Genomic DNA, 15,297 nt, shown 5'->3' with positions numbered 1-15,297 from the left:
GATTACACGCGAGTTGGCGATCAACCGGTTGCCTGACGAGCGGGGCGCCCGCCAGGCGTTTTACTTGGTTGCCATAGAGGCAACCGCCAGTCAGGGCGACTGGCGGTGTTACTCGCAGCCTTTAACGCCTGATTCAGGCATTGGCTGTGGTGTGGCGTTTGGCGCTGCGCTTGCGCCAGATACGCACGATAGGGAACAGCAGCATCACGGCGGTCAGGCCCCAGACGCTCATGGTGATCGGGCTGGCCCACAAGATCTCCAGTGCACCATTGGAAATCGACAGCGCACGACGCAGGTTCTGCTCCATCAGCCCGCCCAGGATGAACCCCAGCAGGACCGGCGACAGCGGGAAGTCGAGCTTGCGCAGGATATAACCGAAGATGCCGATGGCGATCATCAGGAACAAGTCGAAGGTGGTTGCGTGCACGGCATACACGCCAATCGCCGTGATGATGGCAATCACCGGCACCAGTGCCCAGTTAGGCACGGCCAGAATGCGCGTGAAGATGCGGATCATCGGAATGTTGAGGATCACCAGCATGATGTTGGCGATGAACAACGAAGCGATCAGGCCCCAGACAATGTCCGGTTGCTGTTCAAACAGCAGTGGGCCCGGGGTGATGTTGTACAGCGACAAGGCGCCGATCATCACCGCCGTGGTGCCGGAACCCGGTACGCCGAGTGTCAGCATCGGGACCAGGGCACCGCACGCCGAAGCGCCGATAGCGGTTTCGGGTGCCGCCAGACCACGCGAGTCACCTTGACCGAATGTGCCTGTGGCACCGGCCAGACGTTTCTCCGTCATGTAGGCCACCGCACTGGCCAAGGTTGCACCGGCACCCGGCAGCACGCCCATGATGAAGCCCAGCAAACCGCAGCGGATATTCACCACGAACACCGCGGAGGCTTCTTTGAGGTTGAACATCATACGGCCGGTGGCTTTCACGGCTTCTTGGCCGCGATGGGTTTTTTCCAGCAACAGCAGAATCTCGCTGATGGAAAACAGTCCGAGCACCAGCACGACAAACTGGATGCCGTCAGTCAGGTGGATGTTATCGCCGGTGAAACGGTACACACCGCTGTTGGCATCGATCCCGACGCACGACAGAAACAGGCCGATCAGTGCTGCGATAAACGTCTTGAGCGGCCGGTCGCCGGCCATGCCGCCCAGGCAGACAATCGCGAACACCATGAGCACAAAGTATTCTGCCGGGCCGAAGGCAATCGCCCATTTGGCCAGCAGCGGGGCAAACAGCACCATGCCGCAGGTGGCAATGAATGCGCCGATGAACGAGCTCCAGGCCGAGAGCGACAACGCCACGCCGGCCAGGCCTTTACGGGCCATTGGGTAGCCGTCCAGGGTGGTCATGACCGTCGATGCTTCGCCGGGGATGTTCAGCAAAATTGAGCTGATACGGCCGCCGTATTCACAGCCCAGGTACACCGCGGCCAGCAAGATAAGCGCGGACTCTGGCGGCAGGCCGAGCGCGAAGGCAATCGGGATCAGCAGGGCCACGCCGTTGATCGGGCCAAGTCCGGGCAGCAGGCCAACCACGGTGCCGATCAAGGTGCCGCACAAAGCGGTGACCAGGTTGTAAGGGCTGAGCGCGACGCCGAAGCCCTGGCCCAAATAGCTAAAAGTATCCATATCAGTTCTCCAGAACTTCGAGCAGGCCAAGCGGCAGCGGAACGTCCATCGCTTTATCAAACAGCAGATAAAGACCGACGCTCATCAAGCTGATGATCACAATGCTCGGCAACCAGCGGCCGCCATACAGGCGTGCCATCGGGATGCCGACCAAGATGGCGCTGAGGACAAAACCGAGGGTTTCGAAGGTGCCGGCAAAGATCAGCAACAGCACCACACACAGGCCGATCTTGATCAGGGTTTCACGATCCAGTTGCGGGTCGTCTTCGCTGTGCACCACCGGCGATGGGCGAAAGATCATGTAGATCAAACCCAGGCTCATCAGGGCGAGCATCAACAGCGGGAAGGCGCGAGGGCCCACCGGCTCGTAAGAAAAAGACGCCTGATAGGGCCACGCCATCGCTGCCAGACAGAGGCAGACGATGAGCAGCGCTGAGGCAAAAATACGTTGTAAGAGCATGGTTCACTCCAGGGCTGTGCCCCCACGGTTAAGGGCACAGTCAGCGATCAGCGACGGTTACTGAACGAGGCCAAATTCCTTGGCCAGGATTTTGTATTCAGCCACTTGTTTCTTCACGTAGGCGTCCAGTTCCGGGCCTGTCATCGAGAACGGAAACAGTTCGCGCTGATCACGCAAGGTGGCGAATTCTTCCGACACCAGCAGTTTGTCGAAGGTATCTTTCCACCACGCGTAGTCGGCATCGCTGACTTTTGGCCCCAGGTAGAAGCCGCGTACCACCGGCCAGACGATGTCGTAGCCCTGTTCCTTGGCGGTCGGAATATCTTTCATTTGCGGGTCGTCAAGACGTTCATCGGCGAAGACCGCCAGCAGGCGCATGTCACCGCTCTGGATGTGAGGCATGGAGTCGGAAATATCGGTGCTGCCGACCTGGATATGGCCGCCCAGCAAGGCCGTGGCGATTTCGCCGCCGCCTTCCAGCGCGACGTAACGCAAGTCACGCGGGTTGATGCCTGCTGCTTTGGCGACCAGCGCCGTCTGCATCCAGTCCTGGCTACCCACTGTGCCGCCGGAGCCAATCACCACACTGCCCGGATCTTTTTTCAGTGCTTGAACGAGATCGTCGAGATTCTTGTAGGGCGAGTCTTTTTTCACGGCTAGCGCGCCGTAGCTGGTGCCAACAGCTGACAGCCAGCGCACATTGCTTTCATCGAAGCGTCCGAACTTGCCTTGTGCCAGGTTCAGCAGTGAGCCGCTGGACCATGCCACCAACGTGCCGGCGTCTGCCGGGCGCTGCGCGACGACCGCGTTATACGCCACCGCGCCCACGCCACCCGGCATGTATGTCACGCGCATCGGTTTACTGAGCAGTTTTTCGTTTACCAGTGCGCTTTGCACCAGCTTGCAGGTCAGGTCAAAACCGCCGCCAGGGGAGGCCGGGGCGATACATTCAGGGCGTTTAGGTTCAGCCATCAGTTGGCCAGCGAACAACATGCAGCCGGCAGCAAGAGCCAAAGTGCGCAGTGAGAAATTCATAATGTCTCCGCAGGAGTTATTGTTTTTAAACGAGCAGAAAAGTGCTGTTATCAGCCGTGGCCATCGCCAACGTTTACGCCGGGCAAGTGCCGTGCATCGTCAGCGTCATGGGTACAGCGAGGGGCAACAGAATGTCGTTCGCAGGCCTGTGTGGCGGTGAGCGAAGACGGGGCAAGCAGGTAGGCAAAGGGCGATAGGCTGAGGCATCAGCATACGGTGTGCTCCATTATTGTTCTTATTGGCGAAAACACGTCGAGGTGTTTTGCGCAGCGCTAAAAAATCATTTGCGCAACAGATGTAACTGTTTGTTGGCGAATCCTAATCCGCCAACCTTTCGTGAACCTTTCAGTTTTCTTTCAGTGTTTATTTGGGGTTCACAGCCCCGTTTGCGTCTGTACACTTCGCGCACAGAGCCATAGGCCTGAACAAAAATAATGAGGTAAATCCGATGCGTGTTCTTTTGGTCGAGGATCAGTTGCAGTTGGCCGAGAGTGTTGCTCAAGCGTTGAAAAGTACCGGCCTGACTGTGGACGTCCTGCACGATGGTGTGGCCGCTGACCTGGCACTGAGCAGCGAAGACTATGCGATGGCCATTCTGGACGTGGGCCTGCCGCGAATGGATGGCTTTGAAGTGCTGGCCCGTGTGAGGGCGCGTGGCAAAACCCTGCCGGTGTTGATGCTGACTGCGCGCAGTGACGTCAAGGACCGGGTGCATGGGCTCAATCTGGGCGCCGATGATTACTTGGCCAAGCCGTTTGAGCTGGCCGAACTCGAAGCGCGGGTAAAAGCCCTGTTGCGCCGAAGCGTGTTGGGTGGCGAGCGCCAGCAGCGCTGCGGCACGCTGGTTTACGATCTGGAGACCCGACGCTTCACATTAAAAGATGAATTGCTGACCCTGACTTCGCGCGAGCAAGCCGTACTGGAAGCGCTGATCGCAAGGCCAGGGCGGGTCATGAGCAAGGAGCAACTGGCGGCTCAAGTGTTTGGTCTGGACGAAGAAGCGAGCCCGGACGCGATTGAAATATACGTGCACCGCTTGCGCAAAAAACTTGATGGTCATGCGGTCGCAATCGTGACGTTTCGGGGCTTGGGCTACTTGCTGGAAGGCCGTGATGTTTAAGGTCGACAGCCTGCGTTGGCGGTTGCTGTGGACCCTGACCCTGTTGCTGGTGGTGCTGATGCTCGCCAGCAGCCTGAGTGCTTACCTCAATGGTCGCGAAGCCGCTGATACGGCCTACGACCGCACCTTGCTGGCATCCGCCCGCACCATCGCCGCAGGCTTGTCACAGCGTGATGGCAGCCTGAGTGCCGACGTGCCTTACGTGGCGCTCGATACCTTTGCCTACGACAGTGCCGGACGCATCTATTACCAGGTTTACGATATTCAGCGGCGGCTGATTTCAGGCTATGAACACTTGCCGGCACCGCCACCCGGCACGCCGCGGACTGACGACTACCCGGCGCTGGCGCGTTTTTACAACGCTGAATACCGTGGGCAAAACGTCCGCGTGGTGAGCCTGCTCAAGGCTGTGAGCGAACCGAACATGAATGGCATGGCCGAGATTCGCGTGGCAGAAACCGACGAGGCGCGCGTGGCCATGGCGCGCAGCCTGATGGCCGACACCTTGCTGCGTTTGGGCATGCTGGGGCTGGGCGCATTGCTGGTGGTGTGGTTTGCCGTAAGCGCCGCCTTGCGCCCGCTGGAGCGTTTGCGCACCGCCGTTGAAGAGCGCGAACCGGATGATTTACGCCCGCTGCCACTGGTGCCTGTGCAACGTGAGCTGAGGCCGCTGGTGCAGACGTTGAACCACTTTACCGAGCGCCTGCGTTGGCAGTTTGAGCGCCAGGCGCAGTTTATTGCCGATGCGGCCCATGAGTTACGCACCCCACTGGCCGTGCTCAAGGCTCGCATTGAATTGGGCTTGCGCACACATGACCCGCAAGTCTTGCGTCACACGCTGGAACAAACGGTTAAAGACACTGACCGGCTGACACATTTGGCGAATCAGTTGTTGTCGCTGGCGCGTATTGAAAATGGTGCCAGGGCCATTGCTGAGGGCGGGGCGCAATTGCTCGATCTCAGCCAACTGGCCCGTGAGCTGGGCATGGCCATGGCGCCCCTGGCGCATTCCCGAGGCGTGGCCCTGGCGCTGGAAGCCGACCAGCCGGTCTGGTTGCGCGGGGAACCGACCTTGCTCAATGAGCTATTGAGTAACCTGATCGACAACGCACTGGCGCACACCTGCACCGGGGGCAATGTGATCTTGCGGGTGTCCTTGCCAGCGGTGCTGGAAGTTGAAGACGACGGCCCTGGCATTCCCTATGAAGACCGGGAGCGAGTGTTCGAGCGGTTTTATCGACGTAACCAGCAAGTGGCGGGGAGTGGCTTGGGCTTGGCCATTGTTGGCGAAATCTGTCGCGCGCATCTGGCCCATATCAGCCTGCATGACGGCGCCCAGCGCGGGCTGAAAGTGCGAGTGAACTTCGTATCGGCAGCCGACAATCGTTCGCTGTAGGCGCGAGCTATCGCAGCCTTCGTGCCTCGGCAGCGACTACGGGTTCTGTAGGAGCGAGCTTGCCTCGCGATCTTTTGATCTTGCGGCCGCTTAGCAGTCGGACACAGGTGTGGCGTTACATGAACATCCCGCGCGCATCGTTCATTTGTTGCTGAAACAGCTCGCTGTCAGCATCCAGCTTCAGCCGCTTGAATGCGTGCAGCGCATTCAGGTTGTGGCTGAGTGTCGGGGTGTCGCGCTGTTCGCAGAACACCGTGGCGATTTGCACCAGGTCGATGTAGTCGATGGCCTTGGACTCGCGGCCAACGTCCTGATACTGCCCCGGCAGCTTGAGCAGCATTTCCGGAAATTCCCAGACCGCGAGCAATTTGTCGCCAATCACCGGGTGAATGCGTTCGATCACATGGTTCAGCGACACCGGGTCTGCGAGCAGTTCGTTGTGTTCCTCGGCATAAATCAGGATCGGCAACACGCCAATTTGATGCACCAACCCGCCAAGCGCTGCCTGATCGGGTTTGAGCGAGGTATACCGCCGACAAAACGCATAGCACACACCGGCCACCTCCAGGCTTTGGCGCCAGACGTCGCGCATTTTGCTTTCGACGACGGGCGAGCGGGCGTGGAAGATCTGTTCCATGACCAAACCAATGGCCAGGTTGCTGCTGTAGTTCACGCCCAGCCGGGTGATGGCTGTGTGCAAGTCTGTCACTTCGTACAACGCCCGCAGGAGCGGGCTGTTGACGACTTTAATCAGCCGCGCCGCCAGCGCGGTATCGCGACCGATGACTTTGCTGAGGTTGCTGACGCTGATTTCCGGGTTTTCCGCAGCCTTGCGAATATTTAACGCCACTTCCGGTAGCGTGGGCAAAACCAGGTCATCTCGAACGATGGCCTTTACCAAGTCCATCTGGACTTTGCTCGCCAACATGCTCATTTCTATTCTCGAGAATTAACGCTGTATCTCACGATCACGGTCGAGTTGATAAGGCAGGTCAAGCAACGTCAGTGCAGGGCCTTGCAGATCCCCCACGTGAATGTCTCCCGCTTCCACCGCGTCAGCCGTCAACACGGCTAGCAGTTCAATACGCTCCGGAGTATGAGCGGCAATCACCACCTCACCCACGGCGCTGCTGTGTGTCGCTGAAAACAACGGCGTGCCAGGCTCTGGCTGCACACTGCCCGCCTCAAGCGACAGGCGATAAAGACGGCGCTTGAGCTTGCCGAGGTATTGCATGCGCGCAACGATTTCTTGCCCGGTGTAGCAGCCCTTTTTGAAGCTGACACCGCCTACCGCTTGCAGGTTGATCATTTGCGGGATGAACAGTTCGCGCGTTTGCGGCATGACCTGACCAATGCCGGCGCGGATCTGGCCGAGTGTCCATTGGTTGATGTCGGCTTCAGGCAACTGGGCTTTCAACTGCTGGTGCAGGTGTTCGGCTTGCTCGGCCGGTGCCCACAGTTCTGCGCGGCCCTCTGATACACGAATGGCGATGAGCCCATTCGCCCGGGCGACGCTGTCTGTGTCGGCAGGCAGATCGATGCCCAGACCTTGCAATACTGCGTCGCCCTGGCTCAGGCCAAAGCGCACCCACTGATCGCTGTCATCGGTCAATTTTGATTTGGAGAACACCGCGTACTTTTTCAGGTCAGCCAATTGTGGCTCGACCAGTTCACGCGCCATCGCCAGAAAGCAGCCCTGCGGTTCAAGGAGGATACGGAAACTCGACTGCATCCGGCCTTTCTGTGTGCAACGCGCACCGAGGCTTGAGCGCGTGTCGCTCAGATAATTGAGGTTACAGGTGAGTTGTCCCTGCAGGAACTTGCTGGCGTCGTTGCCAATAACAGCAAGAACGCCTTCGTGAGACAAGGTGCAGAAAAAAGCAGAGTCGGCCATGAGTCATCGCAGGTTGTAAAGTCTGGGACACATCATAGAGGGGTGACCTGTAAATGGGTAGTTCGCAAAGGTTCTCGACAACCGACCAAAGCCGACTGTTCTCTGTTGGATCGGTCTGTATACTTGCGCTCTATTTGAGGAGCGCTCCATGGTCGAAGATGTTGAACTCAATCGTCTCTACTGGCACAGCCGCCGCGGCATGCTTGAACTGGACGTATTGTTGGTACCGTTCGTCAAGGAGGTTTACCCGCACCTCAATGACGTTGATCGCGAAGTCTATCGCAAGCTCCTGGAGTGCGAAGATCAGGACATGTTCGGCTGGTTCATGGAGCGCAGCGAGTCTCAAGACCCCGAGCTGCAGCGCATGGTCCGCATGATTCTGGACCGTGTCCAGCCCAAGTGATTTCTTCGAATGCCGCTGGCATGCCTCCGGGCAATTGCTGGCGGCGTATCTGGCAGCGCAATCGCTGGCGCTGATCTCAATCTGCCTTCTTTCGATACCCGTGTGGGCTTGCCTGCTTGGGCTGTTGTTGTGCCTGATGCATGGCGTTTGGGCAGTGCCCAGGCATATTCGGTTGACCCACGCCAAGGCCTTCAGTGGTCTGCGACGAAATGCCGAGGGTTGGCAGTTATGGAGTCGGGCCAAGGGCTGGCAGGCCGTGCAGTTGCAGCGTGACAGCCTGGCGTTGCCGATGATGGTGCTGCTGCGCTTCAGCGTGCCGGGCGAACGGTGGGTGAGGGCGGTGTGCATCCCGCGTGACGCGCTGGCGCCGGATCAGCACCGGCGCTTGCGCGTGCGACTCAAGTTCAGTCGGCGTAGGTGGTTGGCACCAGAATAGTGTCCAGCGCTTCAGGCAGCATGTCCGGGTAGTCGAGGGTGTAATGCAGCCCCCGTGACTCCTTTCTCGCCATTGCACTGCGGATCATCAACTCGGCCACTTGTGCCAGGTTACGCAGCTCAATCAGGTCGCGGCTGACTTTATAGTTGCTGTAAAACTCGTCGATCTCGTCCAGCAGCAGGCGCACACGGTGCTCGGCACGTTGCAGGCGCTTGTTGGTACGAACAATGCCCACGTAGTCCCACATAAAGCGCCGCAGCTCATCCCAGTTGTGGGCGATGATCACGTCTTCGTCCGAATCAGTTACCTGGCTGGCATCCCAACTGGGCAGCGAATCCGGGATGTCGATGTGTTCGAGTTGCGTGAGAATGTCGTCTGCTGCAGAGCGGGCATACACGAAACACTCCAGCAATGAGTTGCTGGCCATGCGATTGGCACCGTGCAGGCCGGTAAAGCTGGTTTCGCCAATGGCATACAAGCCGGGCACGTCGGTGCGCCCGTGACCGTCCACCATGACGCCGCCACAGGTGTAGTGCGCCGCAGGCACCACCGGAATCGCCTGTTTGGTGATGTCGATGGAAAATTCCAGGCAGCGTTCATAGACCGTCGGGAAATGGGTCTTGATGAACGTGTCGGACTCATGGCTGATGTCCAGGTACACGCAGTCGATGCCCAGGCGTTTCATTTCGTGGTCGATGGCTCGGGCCACAATGTCTCGCGGGGCCAGTTCACCACGCGGGTCGAAACGGTGCATGAAGCGCTCGCCATTCGGCAGCTTGAGGTGTGCACCTTCTCCACGCAGGGCTTCGGTGATCAAAAAGCTCTTGGCCTGCGGGTGATACAGGCAAGTGGGGTGGAACTGGTTGAACTCAAGATTCGCAACCCGGCAGCCCGAGCGCCAGGCCATGGCAATGCCATCACCGCAGGCGCCATCGGGGTTACTGGTATAGAGGTACACCTTGGCCGCGCCGCCAGAGGCCAGAATGGTGAAGCGCGAGCCGTAGGTGTCGACTTCGCCGGTGGCGCGGTTGAGCACGTAGGCTCCCAGGCAGCGGTCGTCTTCCTGGCCCAGGCGACGGGCGGTAATCAGGTCAACAGCCACCCGTTGTTCGAGCAATTCAATATTGGAGCGCTGGCGGGCTTGTTCGAGCAGTGTCTTGAAGATAGCGGCGCCGGTGGCATCGGCGGCGTGAATGATGCGGCGATGGCTGTGGCCGCCTTCACGGGTGAGGTGGAACTCAAACCCTGGGTGTTCAGGGTCAGCGTCCTCATCGCGGGTGAAGGGCACGCCCTGGTCGATCAGCCACTGAATGGCTTCGCGACTGTGTTCGACCGTAAAACGCACGGCATCTTCATGACACAGGCCGCCCCCGGCATTCAGGGTGTCTTCGACGTGGGACTGGACTGTGTCGGTGTCATCCAGTACGGCAGCGACGCCGCCCTGTGCCCAAAACGTCGAGCCGTTGGCCAGATCGCCCTTGCTCAAAACTGCAATGCGCAGATGGCCTGGCAGTGACAGTGCCAGGCTCAGACCGGCAGCCCCGCTGCCAATCACCAGCACATCGTGTTGAAAATGTTGGCTCATTCTTCTTATGTCCGCAAAAAAAGCGCCCTCTAGTATATAGAGGGGGGGATCGGCACAATAGCCGGGCCTTTGTGGCGTTGGGTCATTACAGCGGGCGAGAAGTGTGCCTCAGAGTGTGGCGATCTGCATGCCGTTTTGCAGAATAAATCGGCAAACCAGAGGCTGCGCGTCAGGCACAACCTGCGCCCGAACTGTATTTCATCCTGCTATAGACGTTACACCTGGTCTGAATTTTGGAACTTTTCCTGCGGCTCAGGGTTCAATAGCAGGTTGCCCGCCATAAAGGGGAGTTGCGTCAATGCCATGCGGGGTTGATTTTACGGCCCATGCAGGTGACTTTGACGACAAGATTATTGACGCAGCCGGCCAGGCCCGAGCTGCGTTTTCGTGCGTGCCAAATCCGAGTGCGCAGGAAACTTGCCAGGGGGGAGAGAACTTTTGCGTAAAGCCCGAGTCTATGTTTGCAAGCCTGATCAATTAGCAAAACACTCTTCCTCCCGGTCTTATGAGGAGTATTCATGCTAACCCAGGAAGAGGATCAGCAACTGGTCGAGCGCGTGCAGCGCGGCGACAAGCGTGCATTTGATCTGCTAGTGCTGAAATACCAGCACAAAATTCTCGGGTTGATCGTGCGTTTTGTGCACGACACCCATGAAGCCCAGGACGTGGCACAAGAAGCCTTTATCAAGGCTTACCGTGCACTTGGCAATTTCCGCGGAGACAGCGCCTTTTATACGTGGCTGTACCGCATCGCCATTAACACGGCGAAAAACTATCTGGTGTCACGCGGTCGTCGTCCACCCGATAGCGATGTGAGTTCTGAAGATGCTGAATTTTATGATGGTGATCACGGTCTGAAAGATCTGGAATCGCCGGAGCGTTCTTTGCTTCGCGATGAGATCGAAGGCACGGTTCACCGCACCATTCAGCTACTGCCAGAAGATTTACGTACGGCGTTAACTTTACGTGAGTTTGATGGTCTGAGTTACGAAGATATTGCGAGCGTCATGCAATGTCCGGTGGGTACCGTACGATCCCGGATTTTCCGTGCTCGGGAAGCCATCGATAAAGCCCTGCAGCCGTTGTTGCAGGAAAACTGAGACAGCGGCGACAGCCAAGAGAGGAACCGCCATGAGTCGTGAAGCCCTGCAGGAATCGCTGTCCGCAGTGATGGATAACGAAGCGGACGAACTGGAATTACGTCGGGTATTGAATGCCTTTGACGATGCACAAACACGTGCCACCTGGAATCGCTACCAGGTTGCCCGTGCAGTGATGCACAAAGATCTGCTGATCCCTCGCCTGGACATCGCATCTGCAGTATCGGCCGCACTGGCCGAAGAACAAACACCCGCCAAAGCCAAGCGCAGTCACTGGCAAAGCATTGGCCGCCTGGCAGTTGCTGCCTCGGTGACGGTGGCTGTTCTGGCGGGTGTCAGACTGTACAACCAGGATGACATCGTGGGCGCCCAATTGGCCCAGCAAGGTAATCAGCCTAGCCTGAGTGCGCCGACAGTCAAAGGCCCGGCGGTACTGGCCAACTACAGCGAAAGCTCTGATCAGGGCACCGGGCCAATGGCCAATGGTGTACTGCAAGGCCAAGCAGGTTGGCAGAATCAGCGTTTGCCGGGCTATTTGCGCCAGCACGCTGAACAAGCGGCCATGAAAGGAACTGAAAGCCCGCTGCCTTACGCACGAGCTGCAAGCCTGGAAAACCGTTAAGGGCCATCATGCGCGTCCTACCTCTGTTACCGCTTCTGCTCAGTGGTTTTTTTGTTGTACCTGCTCATGCCGATGACGCCCAAGACTGGCTAAAACGCTTAGGCGCGGCTGAGCAGCAGCAAAGCTATCAAGGCACGTTTGTTTACGAGCGCAATGGGAGTTTTTCGACCCATCGCATCTGGCACCGTGTGCAAGACGGCAAAGTGCGTGAACGACTGGTGCAGCTTGATGGTGCGCCTTACGAGGTGGTCCGTGCCGATGGGCGCACCGAGTGCGTCACTGGCAAACTGATCAATGGCCTTGCAGATGTCGCCGACACCACCGCGCGACAGCTGGATTTGCAACGCCTTGAAAACTGGTATGCCGTAACTCGCGCGGGTGATTCGCGGGTAGCCGGTCGCCCGGTGGCGGTTATTGTGCTAACCCCGCGTGACCAGCATCGCTATGGCGTTGAACTGTACCTGGACCGTGAAACCGGCTTGCCTTTGAAGTCATTGCTGGTCAATGACAAAGGGCAGTTGCTGGAGCGTTTTCAGTTCACCCACCTTGAAACGACGCCGCCCAACGACAGCCAGCTCACCCCCAGTGACCGTTGTCAGGCCGTGGCCACGTCTCAAACAGCCGCACCGGTGAGCAAACCTGCGCACAGCTGGCATTCCGACTGGTTGCCGCCAGGGTTTGAACTCTTGAGCAGCAACGTGCGTCGCGATCCCAAAACCAAAACAGAAGTAACCAGCCTCATGTATGACGACGGCTTGACGCGTTTCTCGGTGTTCCTTGAACCCCTGAAAGGCGACGCTGTGCCCGACATGCGTCTGCAGCTGGGGCCGACCGTTGCGGTCTCACGGCACCTCTCGACGCCTGACGCAGAGATCCTCGCAACCGTGGTGGGCGAGATCCCGATGGGCACCGCAGAGCGCATCGCACTCTCCATGCGGGCAGGGCAGGCCGAACCCTCGGCGACGGCAAAACCTTGATGGAACACTGAAATGAAGGGTCAACATTTCAAATTGTTTTTTTCAATTTTTTTACAAAGGTCAGTGCCTAATGGGCTCTGACCTTGTTTGTTTCTGGTCCGCCCAAAAACCGGTCTATGCTGGCTTAAGTTTTTGGGACTCGTTGCACAACCCTGCTGGCTATTAACGGGAGCTGTAAACCAATGCCTCGATTGAAGTCTTACTTACCCATTTTTGCTGCCGTGCTGATGCTCGGGCAGGCAGTCCCCGCGCTGGCTGAAGCGCAACTGCCCGACTTCACGCAGTTGGTCGAACAGGCCTCACCCGCTGTCGTCAACATCAGTACGACGCAAAAGCTGCCGGACCGCAAAGTCTCGAACATGCCAGACCTCGAAGGCTTGCCGCCGGGGCTGCGTGATTTCTTTGAACGTGGCATGCCGCCAGGCATGGGCGGTGGCCAAGGTGGGCGTCAGCGCGAAGCTCAATCGCTGGGATCGGGTTTTATCATCTCCCCGGACGGCTACATCCTGACCAACAACCACGTGGTCGCTGATGCTGACGAAATCATCGTGCGTCTGTCTGACCGCAGCGAAATGAAAGCCAAGCTGGTCGGTACCGACCCGCGTTCCGATGTGGCCCTGCTGAAAATTGAAGGCAAAAACCTGCCAGTGCTGAAGTTGGGCAAGTCCCAGGACCTCAAGGCCGGTCAATGGGTGGTCGCGATCGGTTCGCCGTTCGGCTTTGACCACACCGTCACCCAAGGCATCATCAGCGCCATCGGCCGCAGCCTGCCGAATGAAAGCTACGTGCCGTTCATCCAGACTGACGTGCCAATCAACCCGGGTAACTCCGGTGGCCCGCTGTTCAACCTGGCAGGTGAAGTGGTCGGCATCAACTCGCAGATCTACACCCGTTCCGGTGGCTTCATGGGCGTGTCGTTCGCGATCCCTATCGATGTGGCCATGGACGTTTCCAACCAACTCAAAACCGGTGGCAAAGTCAGCCGTGGCTGGTTGGGCGTAGTGATTCAAGAGGTCAACAAAGACCTGGCTGAATCCTTCGGCCTGGAAAAACCAGCCGGTGCTCTGGTTGCTCAAGTACTGGACGACGGCCCGGCTGCCAAAGGCGGTCTGCAAGTGGGTGACGTGATCCTGAGCATGAACGGCCAGCCGATTGTCATGTCGGCCGACCTGCCGCACCTGGTAGGCGCGTTGAAAGCCGGTAGCAAAGCCACGCTTGAAGTGGTGCGTGACGGCAAGCGCAAAACCCTGGACCTCACCGTGGGCGCTATCCCGGATGAAGGCAAGGAAATGGCAGGTCTTACCGGTGCTGAGCAAAGCAGCAACCGTCTGGGCGTTGCTGTCGCTGACTTGACCGACGAGCAGAAGAAAGCCAACGACATCAAAGGTGGCGTGATCATCAAAGACGTACAGGACGGTCCTGCGGCGTTGATTGGTCTGCAACCGGGTGATGTGATCACTCATCTGAACAACCAGGCGATTACCGATGCCAAGCAATTCACTGAAATTGCCAAGGCATTGCCAAAAAATCGTTCGGTCTCGATGCGTGTACTGCGTCAGGGTCGTGCCAGCTTCATTACTTTCAAGCTGGCAGAGTAACCAGCCTCGTAGTCGCTGCCGAAGGCTGCGAAGGGTTGCGTAGCAACCCGTTTGTGCAGCAAATGGCAGTGACACAGAGGCACAACCAAAATAAAAAGCCCGTATCGCGAGATACGGGCTTTTTTTATTTCTTCTGTTTAGGGATGCGAACCAGCTGGCTGTCGGAGTACATGTCGTGCCAGGTGCGCTCGCGCTTATCGAACACAGACCAGATAAACCCCAGCCCTAAACACAGCCACGAACCAATCGACACCATAAAACGCAACAGCGCTTGCCACAGGCTGATCGCCGTCCCGTCGGCGTTTTGCACGCGCACGCCCCACACTTGCATGCCCAGGGTTTGGCCGCTGTGGGTCCAGAACTTGGCAAAGAACGCGAACAGGACAAACAACAAAATGGTCGAGAGCAACGGATCGCCATCCAGCGCCCCGGCTTCGGAAAGTTCGCGCATTTTGGCTTCACCGATAAAGCCCATCATGATCAGCTTGTAGATAAACGTGGTCACGATCAGCAGGGCCGTACACAGCAAAAAATCATAGAACATGGCTGCCAGACGGCGCCCCAGGCCGGCGGCGGGAAAGTCGCCTTGGGGGCTAAGTGGTGGTTTCGACATGGCAGGCTCTCGTGAAGGAAAAACCCATCTTACGAAATTGCGCCCACAAAAAAGCCTCTGATGTCAGCATCAGAGGCTTTTGTGCAGCAGAAGCTTAGGCTTCGGCTTGAACTTCGTCAGCCTGCATGCCTTTTTGGCCTTGAACAGCGATGAAGGTCACTTTCTGGCCTTCTTTCAAGCTTTTGAAACCGTTGCCTTGAATGGCCCGGAAGTGTACGAACAGATCCGGGCCGCTTTCCGGAGTGATGAAACCAAAACCTTTCTCGTCGTTAAACCACTTGACGGTACCGCTCTGACGTTGAGACATTTCTTAATTCCTTGACGCTAACAATTAATGGCAGCCTCCTTACAGTGAAAGAGGACTGGTGCTGGGTTGCAGGAAAGTAAGAGACGCAGAACGGGTTGTAGCA

At 57.9% G+C, this 15,297-nt stretch carries 16 protein-coding genes; 8 read left to right on the top strand and 8 right to left on the bottom strand.

Going from position 1 to position 15,297, the window contains the following annotated elements:
* Nucleotides 1-133: 133 nt before the first annotated feature.
* The 3 genes from QMX84_RS07010 to QMX84_RS07000 are packed head-to-tail and all read right to left on the bottom strand — an operon-like array spanning nucleotide 134 to nucleotide 3,143.
* Complete coding sequence (locus tag QMX84_RS07010; protein WP_048368007.1) at nucleotides 134-1,648, bottom strand: tripartite tricarboxylate transporter permease; 1,515 nt, start codon at nucleotides 1,646-1,648, stop codon at nucleotides 134-136.
* A 1-nt stretch (nucleotide 1,649) separates the two neighbouring features.
* The gene (locus QMX84_RS07005) at nucleotides 1,650-2,108 is read right to left on the bottom strand and encodes a tripartite tricarboxylate transporter TctB family protein (protein WP_123749750.1); all 459 of its coding nucleotides are present in this window, start codon (nucleotides 2,106-2,108) and stop codon (nucleotides 1,650-1,652) included.
* A gap of 57 nt (nucleotides 2,109-2,165) precedes the next feature.
* Entirely contained in the window at nucleotides 2,166-3,143 is a 978-nt protein-coding gene (locus tag QMX84_RS07000) for a tripartite tricarboxylate transporter substrate binding protein (protein WP_153334158.1), read from the bottom strand.
* A 448-nt stretch (nucleotides 3,144-3,591) separates the two neighbouring features.
* On the opposite strand from QMX84_RS07000, the gene QMX84_RS06995 reads away from it, so the two are divergent.
* Both QMX84_RS06995 and QMX84_RS06990 read left to right on the top strand, forming a co-directional pair.
* On the top strand, nucleotides 3,592-4,263 hold the full coding sequence (locus QMX84_RS06995) for a response regulator (RefSeq protein ID WP_153334160.1): 672 nt from the start codon (nucleotides 3,592-3,594) through the stop codon (nucleotides 4,261-4,263).
* Entirely contained in the window at nucleotides 4,256-5,659 is a 1,404-nt protein-coding gene (locus tag QMX84_RS06990; RefSeq protein ID WP_262125121.1) for a sensor histidine kinase, read from the top strand. Before QMX84_RS06995 ends, QMX84_RS06990 begins: the two co-directional genes overlap by 8 nt.
* A gap of 115 nt (nucleotides 5,660-5,774) precedes the next feature.
* Here QMX84_RS06990 and QMX84_RS06985 read toward each other — a convergent pair whose 3' ends face one another.
* Nucleotides 5,775-6,593 carry an HDOD domain-containing protein gene (locus QMX84_RS06985; RefSeq protein WP_048385479.1) on the bottom strand — a complete coding sequence of 273 codons (819 nt, stop codon included), beginning with the start codon at nucleotides 6,591-6,593 and terminating at the stop codon, nucleotides 5,775-5,777.
* Nucleotides 6,594-6,608: 15 nt separating this feature from the next.
* A complete protein-coding gene (locus QMX84_RS06980) occupies nucleotides 6,609-7,553 on the bottom strand; it encodes a folate-binding protein YgfZ (RefSeq protein ID WP_262125120.1) in 945 nt (314 codons plus the stop codon).
* Nucleotides 7,554-7,701: 148 nt separating this feature from the next.
* Between QMX84_RS06980 and QMX84_RS06975 the strand changes: the two genes are divergently transcribed.
* Entirely contained in the window at nucleotides 7,702-7,956 is a 255-nt protein-coding gene (locus QMX84_RS06975; protein WP_048385476.1) for a succinate dehydrogenase assembly factor 2, read from the top strand.
* Nucleotides 7,940-8,392 carry a protein YgfX gene (locus QMX84_RS06970; RefSeq protein ID WP_262125117.1) on the top strand — a complete coding sequence of 151 codons (453 nt, stop codon included), beginning with the start codon at nucleotides 7,940-7,942 and terminating at the stop codon, nucleotides 8,390-8,392. Before QMX84_RS06975 ends, QMX84_RS06970 begins: the two co-directional genes overlap by 17 nt.
* Here QMX84_RS06970 and nadB read toward each other — a convergent pair.
* Nucleotides 8,361-9,977, bottom strand: coding sequence for an L-aspartate oxidase (gene nadB, locus QMX84_RS06965; protein WP_262125116.1), 1,617 nt, complete (start codon nucleotides 9,975-9,977; stop codon nucleotides 8,361-8,363). The genes QMX84_RS06970 and nadB overlap by 32 nt on opposite strands.
* 518 nt (nucleotides 9,978-10,495) lie before the next feature.
* Between nadB and rpoE the strand changes: the two genes are divergently transcribed.
* From rpoE to QMX84_RS06945, 4 genes are all read left to right on the top strand, one after another.
* A complete protein-coding gene (gene rpoE, locus QMX84_RS06960; protein ID WP_048367992.1) occupies nucleotides 10,496-11,077 on the top strand; it encodes an RNA polymerase sigma factor RpoE in 582 nt (193 codons plus the stop codon).
* Nucleotides 11,078-11,108: 31 nt separating this feature from the next.
* Nucleotides 11,109-11,699 carry an RseA family anti-sigma factor gene (locus QMX84_RS06955; RefSeq protein WP_048367991.1) on the top strand — a complete coding sequence of 197 codons (591 nt, stop codon included), beginning with the start codon at nucleotides 11,109-11,111 and terminating at the stop codon, nucleotides 11,697-11,699.
* Between the two features lie 8 nt (nucleotides 11,700-11,707).
* Nucleotides 11,708-12,676, top strand: coding sequence for a MucB/RseB C-terminal domain-containing protein (locus QMX84_RS06950; protein WP_282363459.1), 969 nt, complete (start codon nucleotides 11,708-11,710; stop codon nucleotides 12,674-12,676).
* Nucleotides 12,677-12,858: 182 nt separating this feature from the next.
* Nucleotides 12,859-14,274: a DegQ family serine endoprotease gene (locus QMX84_RS06945; protein WP_262125114.1), complete on the top strand. Its 1,416-nt coding sequence runs from the start codon at nucleotides 12,859-12,861 to the stop codon at nucleotides 14,272-14,274.
* Nucleotides 14,275-14,398: 124 nt separating this feature from the next.
* Here QMX84_RS06945 and QMX84_RS06940 read toward each other — a convergent pair whose 3' ends face one another.
* The gene (locus QMX84_RS06940) at nucleotides 14,399-14,887 is read right to left on the bottom strand and encodes an RDD family protein (protein ID WP_282363458.1); all 489 of its coding nucleotides are present in this window, start codon (nucleotides 14,885-14,887) and stop codon (nucleotides 14,399-14,401) included.
* Between the two features lie 94 nt (nucleotides 14,888-14,981).
* On the bottom strand, nucleotides 14,982-15,194 hold the full coding sequence (locus tag QMX84_RS06935; RefSeq protein ID WP_007977299.1) for a cold-shock protein: 213 nt from the start codon (nucleotides 15,192-15,194) through the stop codon (nucleotides 14,982-14,984).
* Nucleotides 15,195-15,297: the final 103 nt, after the last annotated feature.

The sequence above is a fragment of the Pseudomonas sp. PS01297 genome, from assembly GCF_029959305.1.
GTDB lineage: Bacteria > Pseudomonadota > Gammaproteobacteria > Pseudomonadales > Pseudomonadaceae > Aquipseudomonas > Aquipseudomonas helleri.
Note: the sequence above shows the minus strand (reverse complement) of the source record. Positions and strands in the feature narration are given on the sequence as shown.

Coding starts and splice junctions, on each gene's coding strand:
- QMX84_RS06955 (WP_048367991.1), top strand. CDS start 11,109: ATGAGTCGTGAAGCCCTGCAGGAATCGCTGTCCGCAGTGATGGATAAC.
- QMX84_RS06950 (WP_282363459.1), top strand. CDS start 11,708: ATGCGCGTCCTACCTCTGTTACCGCTTCTGCTCAGTGGTTTTTTTGTT.
- QMX84_RS06995 (WP_153334160.1), top strand. CDS start 3,592: ATGCGTGTTCTTTTGGTCGAGGATCAGTTGCAGTTGGCCGAGAGTGTT.
- nadB (WP_262125116.1), bottom strand. CDS start 9,977: ATGAGCCAACATTTTCAACACGATGTGCTGGTGATTGGCAGCGGGGCT.
- QMX84_RS07000 (WP_153334158.1), bottom strand. CDS start 3,143: ATGAATTTCTCACTGCGCACTTTGGCTCTTGCTGCCGGCTGCATGTTG.
- QMX84_RS06935 (WP_007977299.1), bottom strand. CDS start 15,194: ATGTCTCAACGTCAGAGCGGTACCGTCAAGTGGTTTAACGACGAGAAA.
- QMX84_RS06940 (WP_282363458.1), bottom strand. CDS start 14,887: ATGTCGAAACCACCACTTAGCCCCCAAGGCGACTTTCCCGCCGCCGGC.
- QMX84_RS07005 (WP_123749750.1), bottom strand. CDS start 2,108: ATGCTCTTACAACGTATTTTTGCCTCAGCGCTGCTCATCGTCTGCCTC.
- rpoE (WP_048367992.1), top strand. CDS start 10,496: ATGCTAACCCAGGAAGAGGATCAGCAACTGGTCGAGCGCGTGCAGCGC.
- QMX84_RS06985 (WP_048385479.1), bottom strand. CDS start 6,593: ATGAGCATGTTGGCGAGCAAAGTCCAGATGGACTTGGTAAAGGCCATC.
- QMX84_RS06980 (WP_262125120.1), bottom strand. CDS start 7,553: ATGGCCGACTCTGCTTTTTTCTGCACCTTGTCTCACGAAGGCGTTCTT.
- QMX84_RS07010 (WP_048368007.1), bottom strand. CDS start 1,648: ATGGATACTTTTAGCTATTTGGGCCAGGGCTTCGGCGTCGCGCTCAGC.
- QMX84_RS06990 (WP_262125121.1), top strand. CDS start 4,256: ATGTTTAAGGTCGACAGCCTGCGTTGGCGGTTGCTGTGGACCCTGACC.
- QMX84_RS06945 (WP_262125114.1), top strand. CDS start 12,859: ATGCCTCGATTGAAGTCTTACTTACCCATTTTTGCTGCCGTGCTGATG.
- QMX84_RS06975 (WP_048385476.1), top strand. CDS start 7,702: ATGGTCGAAGATGTTGAACTCAATCGTCTCTACTGGCACAGCCGCCGC.